This is a genomic window from Helicobacter sp., assembly GCF_022770205.1.
Lineage (GTDB): Bacteria > Campylobacterota > Campylobacteria > Campylobacterales > Helicobacteraceae > Helicobacter_D.
Map to the genome: position 1 here is coordinate 182,925 of NZ_JALEIK010000019.1, position 23,487 is coordinate 206,411.

General features: G+C 37.1%; 24 protein-coding genes. 11 read left to right on the plus strand and 13 right to left on the minus strand.

The genetic code is table 11. The features are described from left to right. Nucleotide 1: 1 nt before the first annotated feature. From MRZ19_RS04620 to dnaG, 12 genes are all read right to left on the minus strand, one after another. The gene (locus MRZ19_RS04620) at nucleotides 2-538 is read right to left on the minus strand and encodes a F0F1 ATP synthase subunit delta (RefSeq protein WP_291030809.1); all 537 of its coding nucleotides are present in this window, start codon (nucleotides 536-538) and stop codon (nucleotides 2-4) included. Further along, complete coding sequence (locus MRZ19_RS04625; protein WP_291030811.1) at nucleotides 539-1,069, minus strand: F0F1 ATP synthase subunit B; 531 nt, start codon at nucleotides 1,067-1,069, stop codon at nucleotides 539-541. It lies immediately after the preceding gene. 11 nt (nucleotides 1,070-1,080) lie between these two features. Continuing rightward, nucleotides 1,081-1,506 (minus strand): F0F1 ATP synthase subunit B', encoded by a 426-nt coding sequence (locus tag MRZ19_RS04630; protein WP_291030813.1) that lies wholly within the window; start codon nucleotides 1,504-1,506, stop codon nucleotides 1,081-1,083. Between the two features lie 72 nt (nucleotides 1,507-1,578). Next, nucleotides 1,579-2,472: a ParB/RepB/Spo0J family partition protein gene (locus tag MRZ19_RS04635; protein WP_291030815.1), complete on the minus strand. Its 894-nt coding sequence runs from the start codon at nucleotides 2,470-2,472 to the stop codon at nucleotides 1,579-1,581. Beyond that, a complete protein-coding gene (locus tag MRZ19_RS04640; RefSeq protein ID WP_291030919.1) occupies nucleotides 2,472-3,260 on the minus strand; it encodes an AAA family ATPase in 789 nt (262 codons plus the stop codon). The genes MRZ19_RS04635 and MRZ19_RS04640 overlap by 1 nt, the downstream gene beginning before the upstream one ends. Nucleotides 3,261-3,275: 15 nt before the next feature. Then, on the minus strand, nucleotides 3,276-3,923 hold the full coding sequence (locus MRZ19_RS04645; RefSeq protein ID WP_291030817.1) for a biotin--[acetyl-CoA-carboxylase] ligase: 648 nt from the start codon (nucleotides 3,921-3,923) through the stop codon (nucleotides 3,276-3,278). Beyond that, nucleotides 3,920-4,822, minus strand: a complete 903-nt coding sequence (locus tag MRZ19_RS04650) for a methionyl-tRNA formyltransferase (RefSeq protein ID WP_291030819.1) — start codon at nucleotides 4,820-4,822, stop codon at nucleotides 3,920-3,922. Before MRZ19_RS04650 ends, MRZ19_RS04645 begins: the two co-directional genes overlap by 4 nt. A gap of 28 nt (nucleotides 4,823-4,850) precedes the next feature. Further along, nucleotides 4,851-5,420 (minus strand): putative metalloprotease CJM1_0395 family protein, encoded by a 570-nt coding sequence (locus tag MRZ19_RS04655; RefSeq protein ID WP_320606392.1) that lies wholly within the window; start codon nucleotides 5,418-5,420, stop codon nucleotides 4,851-4,853. Nucleotides 5,421-5,450: 30 nt separating this feature from the next. Then, nucleotides 5,451-6,566 (minus strand): methyl-accepting chemotaxis protein, encoded by a 1,116-nt coding sequence (locus MRZ19_RS04660; protein ID WP_291030821.1) that lies wholly within the window; start codon nucleotides 6,564-6,566, stop codon nucleotides 5,451-5,453. Nucleotides 6,567-6,638: 72 nt separating this feature from the next. Continuing rightward, complete coding sequence (locus MRZ19_RS04665; RefSeq protein ID WP_291030823.1) at nucleotides 6,639-7,238, minus strand: nitroreductase family protein; 600 nt, start codon at nucleotides 7,236-7,238, stop codon at nucleotides 6,639-6,641. Nucleotide 7,239: 1 nt separating this feature from the next. Continuing rightward, nucleotides 7,240-8,217 (minus strand): argininosuccinate synthase domain-containing protein, encoded by a 978-nt coding sequence (locus MRZ19_RS04670; RefSeq protein WP_291030825.1) that lies wholly within the window; start codon nucleotides 8,215-8,217, stop codon nucleotides 7,240-7,242. Further along, entirely contained in the window at nucleotides 8,195-9,934 is a 1,740-nt protein-coding gene (gene dnaG, locus MRZ19_RS04675) for a DNA primase (RefSeq protein ID WP_291030827.1), read from the minus strand. Before dnaG ends, MRZ19_RS04670 begins: the two co-directional genes overlap by 23 nt. Before the next feature lie 63 nt (nucleotides 9,935-9,997). On the opposite strand from dnaG, the gene MRZ19_RS04680 reads away from it, so the two are divergent. The 6 genes from MRZ19_RS04680 to alaS all read left to right on the plus strand — a co-directional run bounded on the left by MRZ19_RS04680 (nucleotide 9,998) and on the right by alaS (nucleotide 17,376). Continuing rightward, a complete protein-coding gene (locus MRZ19_RS04680; protein ID WP_291030829.1) occupies nucleotides 9,998-11,101 on the plus strand; it encodes a tetratricopeptide repeat protein in 1,104 nt (367 codons plus the stop codon). Continuing rightward, nucleotides 11,076-11,501, plus strand: a complete 426-nt coding sequence (gene rnhA / locus MRZ19_RS04685) for a ribonuclease HI (protein WP_291030831.1) — start codon at nucleotides 11,076-11,078, stop codon at nucleotides 11,499-11,501. Before MRZ19_RS04680 ends, rnhA begins: the two co-directional genes overlap by 26 nt. Nucleotides 11,502-11,509: 8 nt before the next feature. Then, nucleotides 11,510-12,178, plus strand: coding sequence for a ribonuclease III (gene rnc, locus MRZ19_RS04690; RefSeq protein WP_291030833.1), 669 nt, complete (start codon nucleotides 11,510-11,512; stop codon nucleotides 12,176-12,178). 1 nt (nucleotide 12,179) lies between these two features. Next, a complete protein-coding gene (gene aroC, locus MRZ19_RS04695) occupies nucleotides 12,180-13,256 on the plus strand; it encodes a chorismate synthase (protein WP_291030835.1) in 1,077 nt (358 codons plus the stop codon). Then, nucleotides 13,256-14,164, plus strand: coding sequence for a hypothetical protein (locus MRZ19_RS04700; RefSeq protein ID WP_291030837.1), 909 nt, complete (start codon nucleotides 13,256-13,258; stop codon nucleotides 14,162-14,164). Before aroC ends, MRZ19_RS04700 begins: the two co-directional genes overlap by 1 nt. A gap of 89 nt (nucleotides 14,165-14,253) precedes the next feature. Then, entirely contained in the window at nucleotides 14,254-17,376 is a 3,123-nt protein-coding gene (alaS, locus tag MRZ19_RS04705; RefSeq protein ID WP_291030839.1) for an alanine--tRNA ligase, read from the plus strand. Between the two features lie 76 nt (nucleotides 17,377-17,452). Here alaS and rpsU read toward each other — a convergent pair whose 3' ends face one another. Continuing rightward, complete coding sequence (gene rpsU / locus MRZ19_RS04710; protein WP_006803152.1) at nucleotides 17,453-17,665, minus strand: 30S ribosomal protein S21; 213 nt, start codon at nucleotides 17,663-17,665, stop codon at nucleotides 17,453-17,455. 156 nt (nucleotides 17,666-17,821) lie between these two features. On the opposite strand from rpsU, the gene ccoG reads away from it, so the two are divergent. The 5 genes from ccoG (at nucleotide 17,822) to MRZ19_RS04735 (ending at nucleotide 23,429) form a co-directional block, all read left to right on the plus strand. Continuing rightward, the gene (gene ccoG / locus MRZ19_RS04715; RefSeq protein WP_291030841.1) at nucleotides 17,822-19,189 is read left to right on the plus strand and encodes a cytochrome c oxidase accessory protein CcoG; all 1,368 of its coding nucleotides are present in this window, start codon (nucleotides 17,822-17,824) and stop codon (nucleotides 19,187-19,189) included. Nucleotides 19,190-19,197: 8 nt separating this feature from the next. Next, nucleotides 19,198-20,277 carry an AI-2E family transporter gene (locus MRZ19_RS04720; protein WP_291030843.1) on the plus strand — a complete coding sequence of 360 codons (1,080 nt, stop codon included), beginning with the start codon at nucleotides 19,198-19,200 and terminating at the stop codon, nucleotides 20,275-20,277. A gap of 2 nt (nucleotides 20,278-20,279) precedes the next feature. Continuing rightward, complete coding sequence (kdsB, locus tag MRZ19_RS04725) at nucleotides 20,280-20,996, plus strand: 3-deoxy-manno-octulosonate cytidylyltransferase (protein WP_291030844.1); 717 nt, start codon at nucleotides 20,280-20,282, stop codon at nucleotides 20,994-20,996. 269 nt (nucleotides 20,997-21,265) lie between these two features. Then, a complete protein-coding gene (locus tag MRZ19_RS04730; RefSeq protein ID WP_291030846.1) occupies nucleotides 21,266-22,438 on the plus strand; it encodes a NifS family cysteine desulfurase in 1,173 nt (390 codons plus the stop codon). A 10-nt stretch (nucleotides 22,439-22,448) separates the two neighbouring features. Then, nucleotides 22,449-23,429 carry an iron-sulfur cluster assembly scaffold protein gene (locus MRZ19_RS04735; protein WP_291030848.1) on the plus strand — a complete coding sequence of 327 codons (981 nt, stop codon included), beginning with the start codon at nucleotides 22,449-22,451 and terminating at the stop codon, nucleotides 23,427-23,429. The last annotated feature ends 58 nt before the right edge of the window (nucleotides 23,430-23,487 follow it).

A 23,487-nucleotide genomic window follows, 5' to 3' on the forward strand; every position in this document is an offset into this window, starting at 1 on the left:
ATTAAAATGCTTTTAAAATATGATTTCTTAAATCACTAATAAATCTTTCTTTTGAAAAAGAAACTTCTATACCCAAATCTTCTACAACTAGTTTGATTCCAATATTTGCCATAATCTTTTGCTTTAATAAAAGATTCACGCCAAACTTTTTACTAAACTTACTTTCAATTTCTTTTAAAACAGAATCTTCATAACCCTCATTCACAATGAGTTGCGCAATATACTCTTTATTTAAAATCGCTAAATACAAAGACAACTCCCTATAAAGCCCCTCAAACAAATCTAACCGCTTATGCTCTGCCAAAACTTTAATAAAATTCACAAACTTTATATTCCCGGAGTTGTCTAAAATATCTTTCAAGATAAAAGCAACCTTTTGTGTTGTGGATACATAAGGCGATTCCATAATATCCCTAAATTTTAAAACTGCACTTGCTTCTGCTAATTTTGCAAGCAACAATGCAATTTCTTCTAATTGACTTTGCGATACTGAAACAGCTAACGCTTTAATATAACGCTTGGCAATCAAATCTTTCATTTATGCCGCCTTTTTTAGTAAAGATTTAACCAAAACATCTTTGCTTATCGCAACAGAATCTTGATTTAAAAACTCGGATAAAATGTCATTAACAACCAATTTTTCTGCCTTTCTTTGCTCAAATGCAATGTGATCATTGTATTGACGCACAAGATTTTCAAGCTCAATTTTTGTCGCTTCTTCAACCTTTTGGGCAATAATTACAGATTCCCTATGTGCAGTTTCTACAATATCTCGTGCAGTCTTTTTGGCTTCTTCTAACTGCATTTGCGCCATTTCTTTTGCTTTTTTAGAATCTTGCAATTTTTCTTGAATCCTTGCTAAAGAATTTGCAATCTCATCACGACGGGTTTTAAAACTATTTTTAATCGCATCTGCCGCAAAATAATACACAAGCCCAAAGAAAATTACAAAATTAATCGTTCTCTCAATAATATCATAATTATTAACACTAGCACTCTCAGCACCTAGCGCAAAAAGCGCAGCAGGAACAAACAATAATGATAAAAGATGCCATCTTTTATTGCCCATACCTATCTCCTTTAAAGTTTTTCAAGCTTAGCCTGTAAGCTTTCTTTAAAGAGTGGAATTTCAGAGCGCAAAGATACCTTGAGCTTTTCTTTTTCACCTTCTAAACTCACCATAAATGTATGGTATTTTTGTGCCAATTCATTCTTTTTATCAGAAATCTTCATTTCTGCAACTTGTTTTGCGCTATCATAAGCCTTACTTTTAATGCAGGCTGCTTCTTCTCTAGCTTTTTGTAAAATCTCATCCGCTTGTTTTTTCAAGGCTTTAATATCTGCAGTATTACTCTCTATTCCTTCGCTGTCTTTCTTGATGGAAGCATCGCGTGTATCCATAAACACCAACAATGGCTTATACAACATACGATTGAGTAAATACACCAAGACAAGAAAAACAACAAAGACTAACGCCATTACCCAAGGAGTTGGGATAATAGTCATTTGCACTCCTTTCCCTATTTTGTAAATAGTTTTTATTTTAACACGACTTTTTCTAAGTTTTTCTTAAAAACTTCATATTAGCAAAATTTTACTAAACTTTTTCACCTCCTCGTCGTTACTAAACTCTACAACTAAGCGATTTTTTTTAACAAACGCTACAATTCCATTGTTTTTAAATGCAACACAAGTAGCCTCTAAAGCTGCAATGGAATCTTTGCTGAGATTTTTTTGCTCCCGCAAGGAATTTGTTGAAAAATTTGGAATCGTGTTTTTGCTTTTCGTATTTTTAAAATTTTTTACAATTTTCTCTGTTGTATGCACGCTTAATTTTTGTCCGATAATAGAATTTGCAATGAGATTTTGCTGTTCTTTTGGCAATGCTACTAAAATTTTTGCGTGTCCTTGGGATATTTTATTCTCCAATACTAACTCTTGCACTTCCTTGCTTAAATCCAACAAACGCAATGTATTAGTGATTTGCGTGCGTGATTTTGAAAGGCGTTTTGCCATTTCTTCGTGCGTGATTCCATAATCCTCAATGAGTTCTTTATAAGAGCGTGCTAAATCAATGGGATTTAAATCCTCTCTTTGTATATTTTCAATCAGTGCTAATTCACGCAATTTACCTGTTTGGACATCTACAATAATTGCTTTAATGCTCTCTTTTTTAGCAAGCTTGCTCGCACGCAAACGCCGCTCACCAGCAATCAAATAATAGAAATCTGTTTTTTGACTATCCTCATACACTAAAATAGGCTGCAACAACCCGTGCTCTTCAATAGAAACAGCAAGCTCTTGTAGGGAAGTTTCATCAAAAACCTTGCGTGGCTGCAAGGGATTTGGCTTAATTTTTTCAATGTCAAGCTCCACAACTAAACCAGAATTATCCCCTAAGTCGTTTTGATACGCCTCTTCTACTTCGCTTAAAATTGCACCAAGCCCGCGCCCTAATCCCTTCTTTGCCATTAAGCTCTCTTTAAAATTGCGCGTGCAAGATTTTGATACGCCATATTTCCTTGGGAGCGCACATCGTATAAAATCACTGGCTTTCCAAAGCTTGGAGATTCTGCAAGTTTAATATTACGCGGAATAGCAATAGTAGCCTTAGAAGTTTCCTCCTTAATCAATTGCTTATCAAAATGCTGCACCAAATCCGCATACACTTGCCTTGAGAGATTATTTTGCGCACTATACATTGTTGGCAATAAACCTTTAATCTCTAAATCCGGATTAATCTCTTTGCGTAAAATCTTAATCGTATTCAAAAGTTGCGCCAAACCTTCAAGCGCAAAAAATTCACATTGGATGGGAATAATCACAGAATTTGAAGCAGAAAGCGCATTAATAGTAAGTGGTCCAAGTGCAGGCGGAGAGTCAATAATGATATAATCATATAAACCTAAAACATCTGCAATTTTCTTTTTTAAAATTAACTCACGCCCATTGCGCCTATGACTATAAAATTCCTTTTCAATTCCAACTAAACCAATATTAGAAGGAGCTAAATGCAAAGTTGGAATCGCAGTTTTTTGAAGGATTTGGGATAGCTTTTTTGTGCCAATTAGGACATGATAAATATTGAATTCTATGCTATTGCGGTGGAATCCCAAACTTGTTGTCGCATTTGCCTGCGGATCAGCATCAATCAATAAAACACGCTTTTCCTCCACAGCAAGAGAGGCGGCGAGATTAACCGCTGTTGTTGTCTTTCCTACGCCCCCTTTTTGATTTGCAATACAAATGATTTCACACATCATTTAAACTCCACTTTATCTTAAACTATAAATTTTTTCATTTCCAATTAAAATTGCACCATCATCGCATAGCACCGCTTCACTCATCTCCACAATCCTGCCTTTATGATGGAATCCATAGCTGAAATTTTTAGGGAATTCTAACTCATATTTACTAAAAATTTGCTTCCAGCTAAACTTTTTTTTTGCATTTTCCAAGATTTCCACAAAAGCCTCTAAAATCTCATCTTTTTTGATTCCAACTTCCACTGCTCCAAAGCGTATGCTGCTTACTTTTAAGTTAAGTCCAATTCCAACAACAATATTTTCTTCAATCTTAGTGCAAATCACTCCTCCAACCTTCTTATCCCCTACATATAAATCATTGGGCCATTTTAGCCACACCTGTGCGCCATTTTGGCTTAAAACCTCCTTAAAAAGATAGCTCATATAAATTGACATTGACTCCACCATTAAGTCTTGTGGAAGCATAGATAATGGAATCGCTAAAGAAAAATACAATCCCTCTTGCACACTTTCCCACACATTACCACGGCTACCAACCCCCCCGCTTTGTGTGTCCGCCACAACAACAATGGGAGCATTCAAACTGCCTTCACGCAAGCGTTCTGCCAAATACAATTGCGTAGATTCTATACAATCAAATTTTAACATCTGCATCATTCTAAAATATCCCCCACTTTTAGATGTTTGCCTTGCGCATAGGCATAAGCTTCTGTTGCTTTTTTTGAAGGTACTTGCACCATTGTAATCCACAAGCTTCCCTCTGCACAACCAATTTTGATTCCATTTTTTGTAATTTCTAAAATCTCCCCTTTCTCATACACACCATCTGTGGAATCTATTTTAAGGGCTTTTAATTTTAAACCACTTTTTAAATAAATTTCAGGCCATTGGCGATAAGCAAGTGCCTTAGTTGCCAATATTTTGGCATTATCAAATTCTACAAGCCCAAATTCTTTCTTAATCTTTTTACAATAACTAGCACCAGCATCATTTTGCACTAAAGGTTGAATCCTGCTAATGCGCTCTAAATATTCTAAAATCAATTCCCCAGCAAGCTTTGCTAAAACATCAAAAAGTGCAATCGCATCTTGTCCTGTATTTTTTACCACCTTAAAACCTAAAATATCGCCACAATCTAAACCTTCTTGCATTTGCATAACACTCACGCCAAAATACGATTCCATCTCTAAAATGCTTTGTTGGATTGGACTTGCTCCACGAAACTTTGGCAAAATTGATGCGTGTAAATTCACACAAGGCGCAATATCTAAAACTGCCTTTGGCAAGATTTTTCCAAAAGCTGCAACAATAATCCTATCAGGCTTTAAAAGCTTTAGTTCTGCTACAAAAGACGCATCTAAACACTTTGGCTGAAAAATAGGAATCGTAGAGTCTTTAAGTCTTAAAAACTCCTTTGTTGCAGGAGCTTTGAGTTGCATACTCCGCCCTGCCTTTTTATCCTCCTGACACACAAGAGCGCAAATAGTATGGCATTGCAATAAAGCATCTAAAATCACTGCTGCATAATCTGGCGTTCCCATAAAAATAATTCGCATATTTATCCTAAAAATTTATACAATGTGTCTAACCTGCAATTTCAAGCAAAGGGGAAGAATTTTCAGAATTTGCTTTATAGCTTTGGATTGCATAATCGCGCAGAGTTGTGGAATCCTTTAATGCTTCCTCTACTTCTTTAACCTTTTCTTTTGCCTGTTCTATTCTAGCTTCACTCTCCATTTGTGCTGCACTTGCTGCTACTCTATAATCTTGCGGACTAGGATCTGATGGTGCTAACGCAGCAGCGATAACTTGACGCGCATTTTGTATCGTTTCTTCTGGTGTTCTACCTTCTTTCATTGCGATTGGAACTTCACCAGCAGTTGCATACATTTTTCCATCAGGTCCGCGCGTATAGGTAAAAGAAGCACCACCGGTTACAACACCAGCACCTGCTGCAATATGTGCTGCTTCGTGTGCACGGACATTCCTATCGATGCTTTCAAGCTCCCTTACATATTGCACTTCTTGGGGATCTAAATTTTCACCATTAGGAGCTTTTTTATCTGTGATAAATTGTGTATTTTTAGCTTTTGTGGAATCTTTTTCAAAATGATAGCTATTTTGTAAAATAGACACTCCATCGCTAACTTGCATTACTGCTCCTCTTATTAGCGCAATAGATAATTAAGAACGACTATTACGCTCTGCAATCTTTGCGCTAAGCATTTTATCAAGCACTTCTACAACTTGATCTGAAGCAACTTCTCCTTCTTTTAAAAACTCTAAAATCTCTTCAGAATTGCCCTCAATACCTTTATTTTTAAAAACCTCAATTGCGCCTTTAAAACAATTATGAACACCAGCGTGGGGAGATTCCAAACGGGGATAGTCTGCTAATTGCCCAAATGCTTCTTTTCCGATTCCGTGTTCATACCATTTACCCAAACGGCAATCGTGATGTGAAACAAGCTCTGCTTCTAAATCTTCTTCTAAAATTGCCTTGTAACCCTTAATTTTAAAGAGTAAATGATCCAACTTCACAAGACCAATAAATGTCATATCAAGCACATTTGCAGAATCGTGTCTTACTTCCATTGAAGTTTCCCCAACCTCTATAAACTTTACAACTTCGTTATTCACTGCGTGCATATCATCTACAATTTCCTCTGTGGAAGTCTGCACCTCTGAGAAATTTTGACGCAACACTTGGATATTCATCTCAATTTCTTTTGTTGCCTTTTGTGCGCGCTCTGCTAGTTTTCGCACTTCATCAGCAACAACAGCAAACCCTCTTCCGTGCTCTCCTGCTCTTGCTGCTTCAATGGCAGCATTGAGTGCTAGCAAATTTGTCTGATCACTAACATCAGTAATTAGATTAATCACATTAGCAATGGAATCTAAATCCTGATACACCTGTTGAATCATTCCCTGAAAACTATTTAAACGCTCTGTCACTTGAAGCACGCTATCTGCAATTGCCTCCTCTAAAAACTTTGTTTGCTTCGCATTTTCCGTAGAAGTGGTTTTTGCATTCTCTAAGATCTCCACCGAAGAGGCAAAATTATCCTGCAATGCTTGCAAATTTTTTATATAAGAACCCATCAACACCTGAAAAACTGCATTAAAAATTGTAGATTTTCCTTTCTCTCCACTATTTCTACTAAATTCTGCAATCAAAGCATCTTTTTTCTCATTCTCTTCATTTTGTTGGCGCAACGCATTTTGAAGCTGATCAATTTTTAACAATAATGCGCTATTTTCTGCAACTAATTCTTGCTCTCTTTTTGAATTACCAAACATAAAATCTCCTTTAATTAGTCCTATCAAAATACTGCAAAGATTTATATTTTAAGGATTTATTCAAACTCTCCTCTACCAAAATTTTACAACTTCTGCTTTTGGATTCCGTATTTTCTCCACCACAACACTCTCTTTTTGCTCACCCACTACAAGCATCACCACACTCTTTTGACTCTCACTTAATCCCAAATATTTATCCAACGCCACATTATCAAAACCACCAATGATACAAGAGCCAAGACTACAAGCAGTCGCAGCATTTGCCATATTCATTAACGCCAAAAATGCCTGCTCCCTAGCATAGCTTAATTTTCTCTCACCACTCATTCCATCAATGAAGGGTTTATACGCCTTTAAACGCTTCTGCAATTCTGCTTCTGGGAGTTTGCGCGCCCTTAATTTGCTCTCAAAATATTCTTCAAAATCCAAACGCGCAACAATAATAATAATTGCCCCACACTGCCCAACTTGGCTTTGATGATTTGCAATTTGTGCAATCTCTTGCTTTTTCTTAGCATCTTGCACCACATAAAACATCCAAGGTTCTAAACCTAGAGAGCTAGAAGCTAAACGCCCTGCTTCTAAGATGGAATCCAAAATTTTTTCATCAATTAAAGTTTCCTTAAAAGCCCTACAAGAATAACGCGCCTTTATAGTTTCTAAAAATTCCATTTCATTCCTTTATTAAAAATTCTCTTGCTTTTTCTTTACTTTCAAAGGCTTTAGCACTTCGTTCCTGCCCTTCAAAGCGCACCTTATAGTTTTTATCCGCCTCTGATTTTCCATACAACAATGTAAGCTCTATTGCAAGTTGCTTATCACTCTCGCTTGCGCTATTTTCTACAAGCCCTAAAGGTCCAATACAATTTAATAGCTCAATTTTGCTCATTTTAGGATGCACAAAGCTTAGGCGTTCATTTTCTTCTGCATTTCTTGCAATCACGCAACGCCCGCCATCTGGCAAAATCATATACCGCCCAAACTTCACAAGCTCCATATCCTCAAACACTACTTCACGACGCCCTTGAATGTCTTTTATCTTATTTGCTACGGAAGTTTCTGTAAGCAAACAGCCTCCACCTGGGCTTTCATAATATTCTAAGCCATACTCTTTGACAAGCTGTAATTGTCGCTCCCTCCCCCTTCCGTGAATATCAAGGAGCTTTTCTCTATCAATCCAACCCTTTTGCTCTGGAATTGTTATTGGCAAAAGCTTTGCACACATCGGACGCACAATTAAACCCTCACCCTCACAAAGACGCTCCACCTGCCCTAATGCTTCTGCCCTTTGGCTTTTAGGTCTTTGCCCTAGCACTTCTCCGCTAATCACAAAGCTAGCTCCCTCACTCTCTAGCAGACTTAGGGCGTGTGAAAACATATTTGCGTGGCAATCAATGCAAGGATTAAAATATCTTCCATAACCAAATTTTGGTTTAAAAAGCACATCCTCAAAAAACTGCTTTCTAATATCTACAATCTTAAGCTCCACACCGATTTGATCTAAACGCTGGCGTAAAAGTGCGCTTTTATCACGCCTTGCACCAAAGCCCATATTAAAATGTAACGCCAACACATCAATTCCCATATCCTTAACAATCTTAATTGCAAGCAAGCTATCAAGCCCACCGCTAAATAATGCTAATGCCTTCATACAGCGATAAATCTCCTTTTTTCAAATCGTCTAAATATTTTTGATATTTCCGCAATAAAAATGCTTTTTCACGCAAAGATAGATTCTTATTATAGCTTAATTCCTTGCGTTTTTGGTCGTGATACTGGTATAAAACCATAATAATTTGCCATCTTAAATGCTCCTTATCCTGTGGTTTTATCTTTTCATCTAATAGGATTCCAATTAGTAAGGGATCTTCAAGTTCATTTTTTAAAAGCTTGATATAAGCTTCTTTTTGTGTGCGAAACATTTGGGGATCAAGATAATCTAATACAAAACTTAAAAGATCCATATTCTCTAGCACGCTTCTAATGATGATTTTTTCTGGTAAATCATAAAAACTTGCTGCACTCAAATGCAAAGCTTCTTTTGTAATGCCTTGATGCTTCACTCTAGGTTTTTTAGTTTGGATTAAATGCGCTGGGAGTGCTAAATGCTGGGATAACCAAAGTTTATATTCTTCTTGAATCACAGGGGAGAGTTGATGGAGATATTCTAAAACTTCCTTTAGACAATCATCTTTTTGCACCGCATTTTGCAAATCATAGCACTTAATAATACTTTCTAAAACATAATCAATGAGTGGAATCGGAGAATCAAAAAGGCTTTTTAGCTCTTCAATTGCACCATTTTTTACCATATCAGCAGGATCTAATCCCCCCTCAAATAACACAACTCCTCCTTGTTTTTTTGCAATGCTTAACAAGCTTGCCGCCTTAAAAGCCGCTTGCATTCCTGCCTTATCACCATCAAAGGCTAAAATCACTTTGGGACTGCCTTTAGCAAGCAAGGGTAAATGCTCTTTTGTCAGTGCTGTTCCAAGCGTTGCTACTGCATTTGTAAAGCCTGCTTGATGGAGCATTAGCGTATCTAAATAGCCTTCTGTAATAATCACACTTCCTAAGCGATAAATGGATTCCTTAGCCTGCGGATAGCCATAAAGCACTTGGGATTTATTAAACAACTTTGTTTGGGGCGAGTTAATGTATTTTGCAGGATGATTTGCAAGTGTGCGCCCGCCAAAACCTATAATTTTATTCTGTGCTGAACGGATAGGAAAAATCAAGCGTTGCGTTAAACGCGCATAATAACGCTTCACTCCATTTTCTAAATCCACGCCTAAGACTCCAAGATTAAGCGCATCTTGTAAATGCACCCCATTGCGTTGTAAATGCGCCATAATTTCGTGGTTTTGCGGCGCAAAACCTAGCTCAAAGCGCACCTTAATCTCTGTGCTAATCCCCCTTTGCTTAAGATAAGATTCCACTTCAGCATTCAGCATTGCTTGGTAATAACCATTCATAAAATCCATTATCCTATAACTCTCATTGTTTTGAGATTTTTGGGAATATTCTAAACGCACATTATAAAATTGCGCTAGTTTTTCAATAGCTTCTACATAATTTAATTTTTCATACTCCATTACAAATTTTATGGGATCCCCGCTTACCCCGCAACCAAAACAATGATAAAAGCCCTTATTTGCATTGACCACAAAGCTTGGTGTTTTTTCTTGATGAAAAGGACAGCAAGCCTTATAGCTACTGCCCATTTTTTTCACTTCAATATAATGGCTAATTACTTCTAAAATGTCTAACTGATTTTTTAGCGCATCTATGCTTTGTTGCTGTATCAATTCTACTCCAAAAATCCAAGTGTGTTTTAAAGAATCTAAATTTGCTTTAAAAAAGTGCATTTTACAAAATTTAACCTATAAGTTTTGTTATAATCCTTGCATTTTTAAAAAGCAAGGAAAGGTATGGATTTTTTTGCATACACAATCCATAATATTGAATATCGCGATCCGCTTTTTGGTATTGTGGTGCTGATTTTTTGCATAGGGCTTGTAAGTCTTCTTGGCTATTATTGGAACTATATCATTAGCAAAAAACAGCAAAAATCTTTAAGTAAATTTATGGAAAGCTTTGATTATATTGGCTTTGATAAGGAAGTTAAAGAATTTCTAGCCCTAAGTCCAAATCCGATTCCCTCTTTACTCTTTATGGCAAAAATGTATCAAAAAAGCGCAAATTATGAAAAAGCTATTCGCCTATATGCCACCCTCTTAGATTCCATCAAAAACCCCCTTGATAAGATTCCTATTTTAGAATCCCTAGGGCTTGTCTATACAAAAGCAGGCTTTCCCTTGCGCGCAAAAGAAATCTATCTTGAAATCTTACACCACCATCCACGCAATCCTGTGATTTTAAATGCACTGATTAAAATTTACGAAACGCTCAATGCCTTTGAAGATGCACTCAATGCGTTAGACTGCCTAGAAGAAATGCAAGGTGGCACACAACTCCACAAATCCTACCTAAAAGCTAAGATTCTAATTTTCACACACAAAAATCCCAATAAAATCAGTCAAAATCAACTTCCCTACAAACTTCTTTCCTTGCTTAAAAAAGAGCTAAAACTTACGCGTTTAATTTTAAGTTTTTTAAAAGACTATCACCCTACACTCTTTTGGAAATGTTTATTAGAGATCCCCCATAATGCACTCTTGCAAATCCTAGACTTATTATGGAATCAAAAAGAAATTCCAACTTCTTTACTAAAAGAGCTAGAAAATGCCACTTTACAAGACAATCAAAGGATTGTAAAAAGCATTTTAGAAGCAAAAGGAATCCTACCACTAAGTGCTTCTAAAAAGGCAACTTTTGAGCTAGAAGTGCTCTGTTTATTGCGCGCAAACAAAAGCTATCTAGGCGATTTGCATTTTAGCTATCAATGCACAAATTGCAGCAGAATCTCCCCTCTATCTTTTGACCGCTGTCCGCATTGTGATGGACTATTAACTTCTAAAACACTAACATTTTTAAAGGAAAAGCAAGATGAAGTGTGTTACCCTATTCTGTGATGGTTCTTCTTTAGGAAATCCAGGCTTTGGTGGCTGGTGTGGAATCTTGCGCTACAAAGAACACGAAAAAATCCTAAGTGGAGGTGCAAAAAACGCCACAAATAATCAAATGGAATTAATGGCATTAATTGCAAGCTTAGAAGCCTTAAAAGAACCCTGCGAAGTGCTTGTTGTATGCGATTCTAAATATGTGCTAGATGGGCTTAGTAAGTGGCTTCCAAACTGGATTGCTAAAAATTTTAAAAATGTCAAAAATCCTGAGCTCTGGCAACGCTACATCAAAGCTGCAAAACCCCACAAAATCAGGGTGCAATGGATAAAAGGACATAGCGGACACAATGAAAATGAGCGTTGCGATAGGATTGCTAAAGAAGAGGCATTAAAATTTAAAAATGCTTAAGGATTATCGTGGATTTAAAACATTTTGAAAAGACACTTGGTTATCATTTCCAAACACAACATTTGCTCAAAGAAGCACTCACGCATAAAAGTGCAAAAAAGGGTGTGCATAATGAGCGTTTAGAGTTTTTAGGAGATGCCGTTTTAGATTTAATCATTGGTGAATTTTTGTATAAAAAATTCCCAAAATCAAGAGAAGGAGAACTCTCTAAAATGCGTGCTTCAATGGTTAATGAAAAAGCCTTTGCTAAAATTGCACGCCATTTAAACATTGGAAATTATATTTTCATCTCAAATTCTGAAGAGCAAAACAATGGGCGTCAAAAGGATTCCATTTTATCCAATGCTTTTGAAGCACTCATAGGAGCAATTTATTTAGAAAGCGGCTTAGAAGCAGTGCGCACTTTAGTGCATAATCTTTTAAATGCAGTCCATCCTAATATTGATTTAAACAGCCTGTTTTACGACCACAAAACAGCCCTACAAGAACTCACACAAGCAAAATTTGGTGAAACTCCAGAGTATGTTTTGCTAGATTCTAGCGGACCAGACCATAATAAAAACTTTCTCATGGGCGTCAAAATCCAAGGAAAAGAGTTTGCAAGAGCAAAAGGAAAAAGCAAAAAAGAAGCCCAACAAAATTGCGCAAAAATCGCCATTAAAGCACTAAAGGGATAGAATGAATACTTTTGGATTAGCACTTAGAATTACAACTTTTGGAGAAAGCCACGGAGCGGGGATTGGCGGGGTGATTGATGGGCTGCCTTCGGGCATTACAATTGATGCTGACTTTATTGATCAAGAAATGCGACGCAGAGCTGGCGGTCAAAATCTCTATTCCACACAGCGCAAGGAAGCCGATGTGGTTGAAATTTTAAGTGGGGTTTTTGAAGGTAAAACCACAGGCGCACCGCTTGGATTTTTTATCCAAAACTCTGCAAATAAAAGTAGAGATTACGATTCTATAAAAAATTTGTTCCGTCCAGGACACGCTGATTTTACCTATTTTCAAAAATACGGAATTCGCGATTATAGAGGTGGTGGCAGAAGCAGTGCTAGAGAGAGTGCTGCACGCGTAGCAGCAGGAGCAATTGCAAAGTTATTCTTAAAACATTTTAACATCAGCACAGAAAGTGGAATCCTAAGCATTGGAAAAATTTTAGGCAAAGAAATGGATTTTAAATACGCCAAAAACAGCGAAATTTTTGCCCTAGACAAAAGTGTAGAATCCCAACAAAAAGAAGCAATCAGCCACGCAAGAAATACGCACAATAGCATAGGCGGTATGGCATTAATTAAAGCAAGCGGAATCCCAGCTGGGCTTGGTGAGCCTTTGTATTACAAGCTTGATGGAGCAATTGGTGCGCTAATGCTAGGGCTAAATGGTGTGAAGGCAGTAGAAATTGGCAATGGTATAGAATCAACGCATTTGCTAGGCTTAGAAAATAATGATGCAATGGATAAAGACGGATTCCAAAGCAATCGTTGCGGAGGAATCCTAGGAGGCATTAGCACAGGGAGTGAAATTCTAATTAAAGTGCATTTTAAGCCCACGCCTAGTATTTTTCTCCCTCAAAGCACGCAAGATATTCAAGGCAATGCGGTAGAATGCAATATCAAAGGACGCCACGATCCTTGCATTGCCGTGCGCGGCAGTGTTGTGTGTGAAGCACAACTTGCACTCATCCTAGCAGATATGCTTTTATTAAATGCAACAAGCAAGCTTGAAAACTTAAAAAAACTCTACACGCTCTAATGCTAACAAAAACCGCTATACTCTTTGCTGATGGCAAACTTGGTGTTGGTTTGGGGCATATTAGCCGTTGCACTGCCCTAAAAGAAGAGTTAGAATCCCAAAATTTCAAAACAGAACTTTTAGATTCCGCATTATTGGAATCTTTCAACTTCCAAACCCTTTATGATTTAATAGCAATTGATTCTTACATTTTACCTTTAGATTCCTACATCTTAGCTACCAAGCACGCTAAATGCTGTTTATTTTTTGATGACACTTTGCGTCTAAATTACCCCCAAGGGATTATTGTCAATAGCGCAAATATGGAATCCAAAAAATACAAAGAAAAATACCCCAACCATACACTATTTTTAGGCAGTGGATACGCTCTAACACAAAATATTTTTAAACAAAAAGCGCACACAAAACTCAATTCTACCCTTAAGCATTGCTTAATTACACTAGGTGGTGAAGACATTTTAGGGCTTAATATTCCTATATCCTATGCCCTTTCAAGCACTTTTCCCAACCTACAAATCCATTGCATCACAAAAGATTCTAACGCTTTACCCAAAACCATCACTGCATACTGCCATCTTAATCCAAAAGCAATGGTAGAGTGTATTTGTGCAATGGATCTTTGCATTTGTGCTTGCGGACAGAGTTTAAGAGAAATCCTTTCTTGTGGAATCCCAGCCATTGCATTAGAAGTTGTAAGCAATCAAAGCGCAAATTTACAAAGCTTCCAAACTTGCACCTTAAACATTCCAAAAGCCTACACATTTCCCAAAGAAACAATCACACAAAAAGTCATAGAGTTTGTAAAATCCTATCACAATTTAACCTTGCGTCAAGCACACCAAAACACAGCCCAAACATTACTAAAACACAAAAATTTATGGCAAAGCGCACTGCAAAATCTCGCATAATTTTATGCAAAAACCATAACTAAAGCGGGCTTTTAATTGAAAAAAAGTAGAATTTTGCAATTTTTACTTAAAATTTTTAAGGTATCGCAATGGACACAAAAGACATCAGAGCATTATTTTTAGATTTTTTCAAAAGCAAGGGGCATAAAGTCTATGATTCTATGCCTTTAGTGCCAGATGATGCGAGCTTGCTTTTTACCAATGCAGGAATGGTGCAGTTTAAAGACATTTTCACAGGCAAGATTCCAGCCCCAAACCCTAATATCGCTACAAGCGCACAGCTATGTATTCGCGCAGGTGGGAAGCATAATGACTTAGAAAATGTCGGCTATACCGCGCGCCATCACACACTTTTTGAAATGCTAGGAAACTTTAGCTTTGGAGCGTATTTCAAAAAAGATGCGATTGCGTATGCGTGGGAGTTTGTAACAGAGATTCTAGGCTTTGATAAATCGGTGCTGTATGTAACAATCCACGAAAGCGATGATGAAGCCTATGAGCTGTGGTGTGAGCATATAGAATCTAGTCGCATTAAGCGAATGGGTGATAAAGATAACTTCTGGCAAATGGGAGACACTGGACCTTGCGGACCTTGTAGTGAAATATATGTGGATCAGGGGGCGGAGTTTTTTAATGGTGAAGAGGACTATTTTGGCGGAGAGGGGGATAGATTTTTAGAGATATGGAATCTTGTGTTTATGCAGTATGAAAGAAGTGCTGATGGGACTTTGACACCGCTGCCTAAGCCTAGTATTGATACAGGTATGGGACTGGAGCGAGTTGTGGCATTAAAAGAAGGGAAAATTAGTAATTTTGATACTTCGCTTTTTGCGCCTTTAATGCAAAAGATTGAAGAGATAAGTGGATATAAGTATATCCCTGATGATGCAAAAAATAAGCGAACTGATATTAGCACAATCAATATGGAAGATTCTATTGATAATAGTCAAGAATCTTTTAAAGCAACAAGACTTGGAGGCGATGAGATTGTAGCAAGTTTTAGGGTTATTGCTGATCACGCTAGAAGTGTAGCATTTTTACTTGCACAAGGGGTAAATTTTGATAAAGAAGGCAGGGGTTATGTTTTGCGCAGAATCTTACGCAGAGCAGTAAGGCATGGCTATTTGCTAGGCTTAAGAAAGGCGTTTTTATACAAAGTGATAGGCGTTGTGTGTGATAGTATGGGTGCGCATTATAGCTATCTACAAGAGCGCAAAAACGCTATGCAAGAGCAGTGCAAGGCAGAAGAAGAGAAATTTTTTGAAACAATAGAATCAGGAATGGCATTGTTTCAAAAAGAAGTGGAAAATATTCTCTGGAAAGGATTTTGGAGCGATATTGGCAACTTTAATAAAAGTTTTTTGCGAGAACTTGTAAAGTTAATAAACATAAAAACTATCAAAAAATTAATGCACGAACAATTGCCCTCTTTAACAAAACTTCAGCAGCGATATAAACAAGGGGAAGACATTGCAAAAGGACTAAAAAACCTTATAGGCGAACTGGCTAAAAACAATAATTTTAGTAGTGGGGAACTCACTTTTAATGGTGAGATAGCTTTTAAACTCTATGACACTTATGGCTTCCCGCTTGACTTAACCCAAGATATGCTAAGAGAGATAGGCTTAAGCGTGGATTTGCAGGGCTTTGAAAAATGTATGCAGGAGCAAAAAGATAGAAGTAAAGCGCACTGGAAGGGCAGTGGTGATAGCGTGAAAGATGGCGATTTTAATGCACTTCTAAGCACATTTGGAGAGAATGCGTTTGTAGGCTATACGCACGCACAGACAGAATCTAAGATTCTAGCTTTGCTTGACTCACATTTTAAATGCGTAGAATCCCTAGCAAGTGGAACAGAAGGCTATGTGATGTTAGATGTTACGCCGTTTTACCCAGAGTCAGGCGGACCAATTGGAGACAAAGGGATATTGCTAGGGCATTCAGCTTGGACTGCTATTTCGACGGAATCTGAGAAAATCGCTCAATCACTTGCTTCTAGTAAGCTCAATCGCGATTTTCTTGACAACTCCCAAACTAGCAACACAATCTTAGAATGCCAAAATTCTAGCGATATTGATTCTTGCTCCTCCCTAAAATCCACAAAAAGCCCCACTAGCAATACCGCAAATACTAGAATTGTGGATTCTAGCAATCCACAAAATATAGTCGCTAAAGTTTTAGATACCCAAAAATATTTTGGCTTAAATCTTTCTAAAATCAACACTTTAAACACTTTAAAAACAGGCGATACAATCATAGCGCAAGTAGATTCTAGCCGTTTTGAGATTATTAAGCATCACTCTGCTACACATTTACTTCACTATGCGTTGCGTGAGATTCTAGGCTCTCATATCACACAAGCTGGAAGCCTTGTAGAATCTAATCGCCTGCGGTTTGACTTTAGCCACCCAAGAGCTTTGACGCAAGAGGAGTTAGAAAAAATTGAATCACTTGTGAATGCACAAATCCTAAACCAAAACTCTCAAGTGTGCGAAACTATGGGAATTGCAGAAGCAAAAGCAAAGGGGGCTATGGCTCTTTTTGGTGAAAAATATGGGGAGTGTGTGCGTGTGATAACTTTCGGTGATTCTATTGAATTATGCGGTGGGATTCATGTGAAAAATACCGCCGAGATAGGGAGCTTTTATATCACTAAAGAAAGCAGTGTAAGCAGTGGTGTTAGACGCATTGAAGCGGTATGTGGCAAGGCGGCGTATAGTTATGGCAAGATAGCATTAGAATCCATAAAAAAACTAAAAGAAACACTAAAAAGCCAAGATGTCTTACAAGGTGTAGCAAAGCTCCAAAATGCGCTTAGAGAAGCAAAAGAGAGTGCAAACAAAACAAAACAAAGCGTCAAAAGCTTAGATTATGAAGAAATAAATGGAGTAAAACTCATTGTTTCAAAGCTAGATTTAACGGAAGCAAAAGAGGCAAAAGAAATGATAGATAGGGCGAAAAATGAGAATGAAAAGGTGGCGATTTTATTACTTAGTGCATCTGATGGGAAAATCGCCATTACTGCAGGGATAAAGGGTATGGAATCTAAACTTAAAGCGGGGGCTTGGGTGAAGCAAGTCGCACAAATCTTAGGAGGCAATGGTGGGGGTAGAGATGACTTTGCCACCGCTGGGGGTAAGATAACAGATACTAACAAAGTCCAAGAAGCACTAGATGTAGCAAAAAGAATCGCAAGGGAAAGTTTACAATAGCAAATATGAGTAAATTTTACTTCATATTAAAGCAGATAAAAGAGCAATAAGGATTCTACATAGAATCCTTATTGTATTAGAGCCTTGATTCGTAGCGTCTAAGCATATATAAGCGTTTGAGCATTTTTTTGCGTGCGCTGATTTTTTGCTTTTTACGCTTTTCAGTTTTTGGTTCAAAGAATCTTCTTGCACGACTTTCAGTAACAACAAGGTTTCTATCCGCTTGTTTTTTAAACTTTCTATACGCATCATCAAAAGATTCGTTTTCCCTAACCTTAATACCTGGCATCTAAATCACCACCTTCGTGTTAAAATTTAAAATTTGCTTTATAAAAAAGCGCGCTTATTGTAACATAAAGTAAGTTAAAATATGATTTTTTTTGCTACTTTTTACTCTTATTGCGCTAGTATTGCGACAAATTTTTAGACTTTTTAAGGAGTTTTTATGGAACAGGTGCGCAATATGCGACAATACTTCAAAAAACGCTATATAGTGTATCTTATCACAACAATTCTTGTCTTTGTGATTCCATTTATTCAAATCAATGGCAATCAAATTTTTCTCCTATCTTTTGACCACAAGCAGTTGCATTTACTTGGCGTTGCTTTTGATATGCAGGAATTGTATTTAATGCCCTTCTTGCTCATTTTAATGTTTTTGTCCATTTTCTTTCTGACAGCACTTGCTGGGCGCGTGTGGTGTGGCTGGGCTTGCCCACAGACAATATTCCGTGTGCTATACAGAGACTTATTAGAAACAAAAATTCTACGCTTAAGAAAGCGCATCCAAAACCGCCAACTAGAACCTGATATGCGGTTAGGAATCAACAAAATAAAAAAAATCATAGCTGTATTTATCTGGGGATTTTTAGCATTTGTTGCAGCATCAAATTTTATGTGGTATTTCGTTCCACCAACAGACTTTTTTCACTACATTCAAAACCCAATTGAACATAAATATCTATCCATTTTTTTACTTGGAATCACACTATTTTTAGTTGCTGATGTTGTGTTTATTAAAGAAAATTTTTGCATTTATATCTGTCCTTATAGTCGTGTGCAAAGTGTTTTATATGATAATGACACCATTATGACTGTGTATGATTATAAGCGTGGTGGCACTATATTTGATCCCCAAGGGATTAAACTTTGGAAGAAACCTAAAACTCCTAATGCAGAATGCACCGGCTGTGAAGCGTGTGTAAAAATCTGCCCCACACACATTGATATTAGAAAAGGAATGCAATTAGAGTGCATTAACTGCCTTGAATGCTCCGATGCGTGCACCCAAGTAATGGGAAAGCTTGGCAAAGAAACACTCATTTCTTGGACGAGCCCCCAAAGCATTGAAGAGCGCAAAAAAGTGCGCTATGTGCGTTTTAAAACCATTGCCTATGCAGTTGCACTAGGAATCGTTTTTTCTGGGCTTTTAGCAATGAGTGCCACAAAAGAAAGTATGCTTTTAAATATTAACCGAGGAGAGCTATCCATCCGCGATAATCACATCGTAGAAAATTCCTACATTTTCTTATTCCAAAATACAAGCAATGAAAATTATAAATTCTATTTTACAATTGAAAATAACGATGCCATCAAAATTAAACGCCCAAGCAAACCATTTTTGGTTAAAGCAGGAGAAAAGCAAAAACAACCCGTTACCCTTTACACAAATAAAAACTTAGCACAAAATGCACAGAAAAATACGCATATTCAGCTACAAATCAAAGCCTATGCACTAGATAGCAAAGAGCCCATTGAAGTGCATAGAAAAAGTGTGTTCATCTATCCTCCTAACAAAGTAATGGATAAATAGGGCTAGCAATGCGTAGCAGTGGAATCTATTTCCTTTTAATTGCTTTTGTGCTAACTTTATTAGCACTTTTTAAGCTTTATATGCCTTTTTTGATGAATCTTTTAATTGCTTTTTTATTGTTTATCGCTACACAAGGCATCTATTGCACACTTTTAAAATGCCTAAAATCTCCGTTTCTTGTTGCAATATTAATGGTATTAATCCTCATCACTCTTTGTTTTGTTCCAATCTTTTACATTTTATTAAGTTTCGCAAGCATAGCCACAAATTTGGATTTAGGAAATTTTCAAAATTTCTTACTTGATACTCAAATACGCTTAACACTTTTTAGCAAAGACTTGCTGACTTATTTACCAACAATAATGCAAAATGAAGTGAATGCCTACTTAGAGCAATTTCACACAATCAATTGGAGCAATGTCGTTAAGCAAGTGTTAAATCTAGTCGCAAAAGCCTCAAAAAATAGTTTTTATTTTGCAAGCGATACGCTATTTATTCTCGTATTTTTATTCTTTTTTTATTATTACGGAAATGCACTAGGACATTATTTCTTAGAATTAATCCCTTTTAACCCTACACAGACACAATCTCTATACAATGAAGTCAGTGCTGTGATTAGCGTGGTGTTTTATTCTTCTATTTTTTCAATGATTTTGCAAGGCACACTCTTTGGAATCCTAATGCTTTTTTTTGGTTATAATGCCTATTTGCTCGCCGTTTTTTACGGCTTTGCTTCCCTTATTCCAGTTGTTGGTGGCTCTCTTGTATGGCTTCCTATTGTTGGGTATGAACTTTATCTTGGCAATTACACAAACGCCATTGTCATCACACTCTACTCTATTATTATCATCGCAACCCTTGCGGATAATGGCATAAAGCCTCTTATTATCGCCTTTATTAACCGCGTATTCATTAAAACCCCTGTGCAAATTAATGAAATGCTAATTTTCTTTGCCATTATTGCTGGACTTACAAGCTTTGGATTTTGGGGAATTGTGCTAGGACCAGCAATCACTGCTCTGTTTATTGCATTGCTTAGGATTTACAAAACCCTTCTTAAGCCCCATAACACTGATTCTAAGGAGTAGCAATGATTATCATTCCAGCAAGACTTAAATCTACGCGCTTTCCCAAGAAAGTTTTAGCGCAGATTAATGGAATCCCAATGGTAGTTCGCACTGCAATGCTAGCGCAAAAAGTTGATGATGTTGTAGTGGCTTGTGATGATTTTAGCATTGTTGAAGCTTGCAAGAAACACAAAATTCCTTCTGTTTTAACAAGTAGCGCACACGAAAGCGGCACAGACAGAATCGCAGAATGCGCACGCATTTTGAAACTTAAAAGCTCTGAGATTGTGATAAATTTACAAGCGGATGAACCTTTTTTAGAAATTGAAGTGATTCAAACACTAAAACACTTAATGCAAAACAAAAACCCATTTATAGGAAGTTGTGCAAAAGTCATCACGCAAGATGAAGCAGAAAATCCCAACCTTGTTAAAGTTGTGTTAAATGCAAACAATGAAGCAATTTACTTCTCTCGTGCTAAGATTCCTTATAATAGGGATAATTTGGATTCTGTAATTTACTATGGGCATTTAGGAATTTATGCTTTTAGTATGGATAGCTTGCAAGAATTTTGCACCTTGCCAAAATCCACTTTGGAATCTAGTGAAAAACTAGAGCAACTTCGCGCATTAGAAAATCGCAAAACCATCGCAATAGCAAAGGTTAAATCGCAATCTTTTGGCATTGACATAAAAGAAGATTTAGAACGCACACTAAAAATCTTGTCGCATTCATTTTAGATTCCAACTTTTTACACTTCTAAATAGGAGTAACGAAGACTTTTAGAATTTTAAGTTTTACAAGCAATAAGGAAAGAATCGCTTGCAATTCAAGGTTGCCTTTTCTTGTTTGTAAAATTTAAAAGACTAAAACTAGATTAAGCTGTGTTACCCTGCATTTATAAACTTAAAAATAATCTAAGCATTTTTAGAGTAAAAGCTAAACGCAATTTATGATTGACATTAATACAAAACATTATTTCCATACTCTTAAAGAAAGGACGAACAATATGGAGAAGTCTAACAAAAGGGTCTATTTAGATAACAATGCCACCACAATGCTAGACCCAAAAGCAAAAGAAAAAATGGATGTGTATTTTTGTGAAAAATACGGGAATCCTAATTCTTTGCACAGCTTCGGAACAGAAACGCATCCAGCAATCAGAGAGGCATTTGAATATCTTTATGAAGGTATTAATGCACGCGATGAAGACGATATTATCATCACTTCTTGTGCGACAGAAAGCAACAACTGGGCATTAAAGGGCGTGTATTTTGACATTTTGCGCTTTGGCGAGAAAAACCACATTATCACAACAGAAGTAGAACATCCAGCGATTCTTGCTGCCTGTCATTTTTTAGAAGATTTAGGAGTAGATATTACATATCTACCCATTGGAGAAAGTGGCACACTCAATATTTCTGAGCTTGAAGCAGCAATAACAGACAAAACTGCACTTATTAGCGTGATGTGGGCAAATAATGAAACAGGAATCATTTTCCCCATTGAAGAAATTGGCGCAATCTGCAAAAAACACGGAATCCTTTTTCACACAGATGCCGTGCAAGCTATTGGTAAAATTCCCGTAGATGTGCAAAAATGCAATATTGATTTGTTAAGCTTTAGTGCACATAAATTCCACGGACCAAAGGGGATTGGCGGACTATACATTAAAAAAGGCGTGAAGCTCACTCCCCTATTCCACGGAGGTGAACATATGGGGGGACGCCGTAGCGGAACTTTAAATGTGCCTTATATTGTGGCAATGGGTGAGGCAATGCGCCAAGCAACACTCTATCTTGATTTTGAACGCAATAATGTGCGCCGATTAAGAGATAAACTAGAAGATGCACTTTTGAGCATTGAAGATACTTTTGTGGTAGGAAATCGTTCTTTAAGAGTGCCAAACACAATTCTAATTAGCATCCGTGGAGTTGAAGGTGAAGCAATGCTTTGGGATTTAAACAAATACGGAATCGCTTGTTCCACAGGAAGCGCTTGTGCAAGTGAGGACTTAGAAGCAAATCCAGTGATGAGTGCGATTGGAGCGGATAAAGAGCTAGCACACACAGCAGTTAGAATCTCTCTTAGCCGTTTTACAACAGAAGAGGAGATTGACTATGCAATTGAAGTTTTTAAAAAATCCATTGAGCGCTTAAGAGCGATTTCAAGCAGTTATTAAAGGAAAAAATATGGCAAAAAATGAATTATTAGGTGGAGCATTATGGGATGCATATTCTAAAAAAGTTAGTGAAAGAATGGATAATCCTACGCATTTGGGAGTTATCACGCAAGAGGAAGCGGATAAAAAAGGCTTAAAACTGATTGTTGCTGATTATGGCGCAGAAGCTTGTGGCGATGCTGTGCGTTTATATTGGCTTGTGGATTCCAATGATGTGATTGTAGATGCAAAGTTTAAGAGCTTTGGCTGTGGAACGGCAATTGCAAGCAGTGATATGATGGTAGAACTTTGTTTGGGCAAAAAAGTGCAAGAGGCTGTGAAAATCACAAACATTGATGTGGAAAAAGCCTTACGCGATGAACCTGACACTCCAGCTGTTCCGGGGCAAAAAATGCACTGCTCTGTAATGGCATATGATGTGATTAAAAAAGCAGCAGCACTCTATCTAGGAAAAAATCCTGAAGATTTTGAAGATGAAATTATCGTGTGTGAATGCGCTAGAGTGAGTCTTGGAACGCTTAAAGAAGTGATTAAACTTAATGGTTTAAAAAGTGTAGAAGAAATCACAGAATACACAAAGGCAGGTGCATTTTGTAAAAGCTGCATTAAACCCGGTGGACACGAAGAGAGAGAGTATTATTTAGTGGATATTCTTAATGAAGTGCGTGCAGAAATAGAAGAAGAATCCTTAAAAGAAAAGGCAGATGCACAAAGCCACGGGGATTTGAAATTCATAGAAATGACAATGGTGCAAAAAATTAAAGCCATTGAAAACACAATTGATGAAAAAATCCGTCCAATGCTAATGATGGATGGTGGCAATATGGAAATCATTGATTTAAAAAATGGAAGTGATGGCTACACAGATGTTTATATCCGCTATTTAGGTGCTTGCAGCGGTTGTTCTAGTAGTGCTACTGGAACACTCTTTGCCATTGAATCCGTCTTACAAGAATCTTTAGATTCTAGCATTAGGGTATTCCCTGTGTAATTTGTATAATAGTTGGAATCTAAAAACCGATTCCAACTTTAAAGAATATCTTGCATTG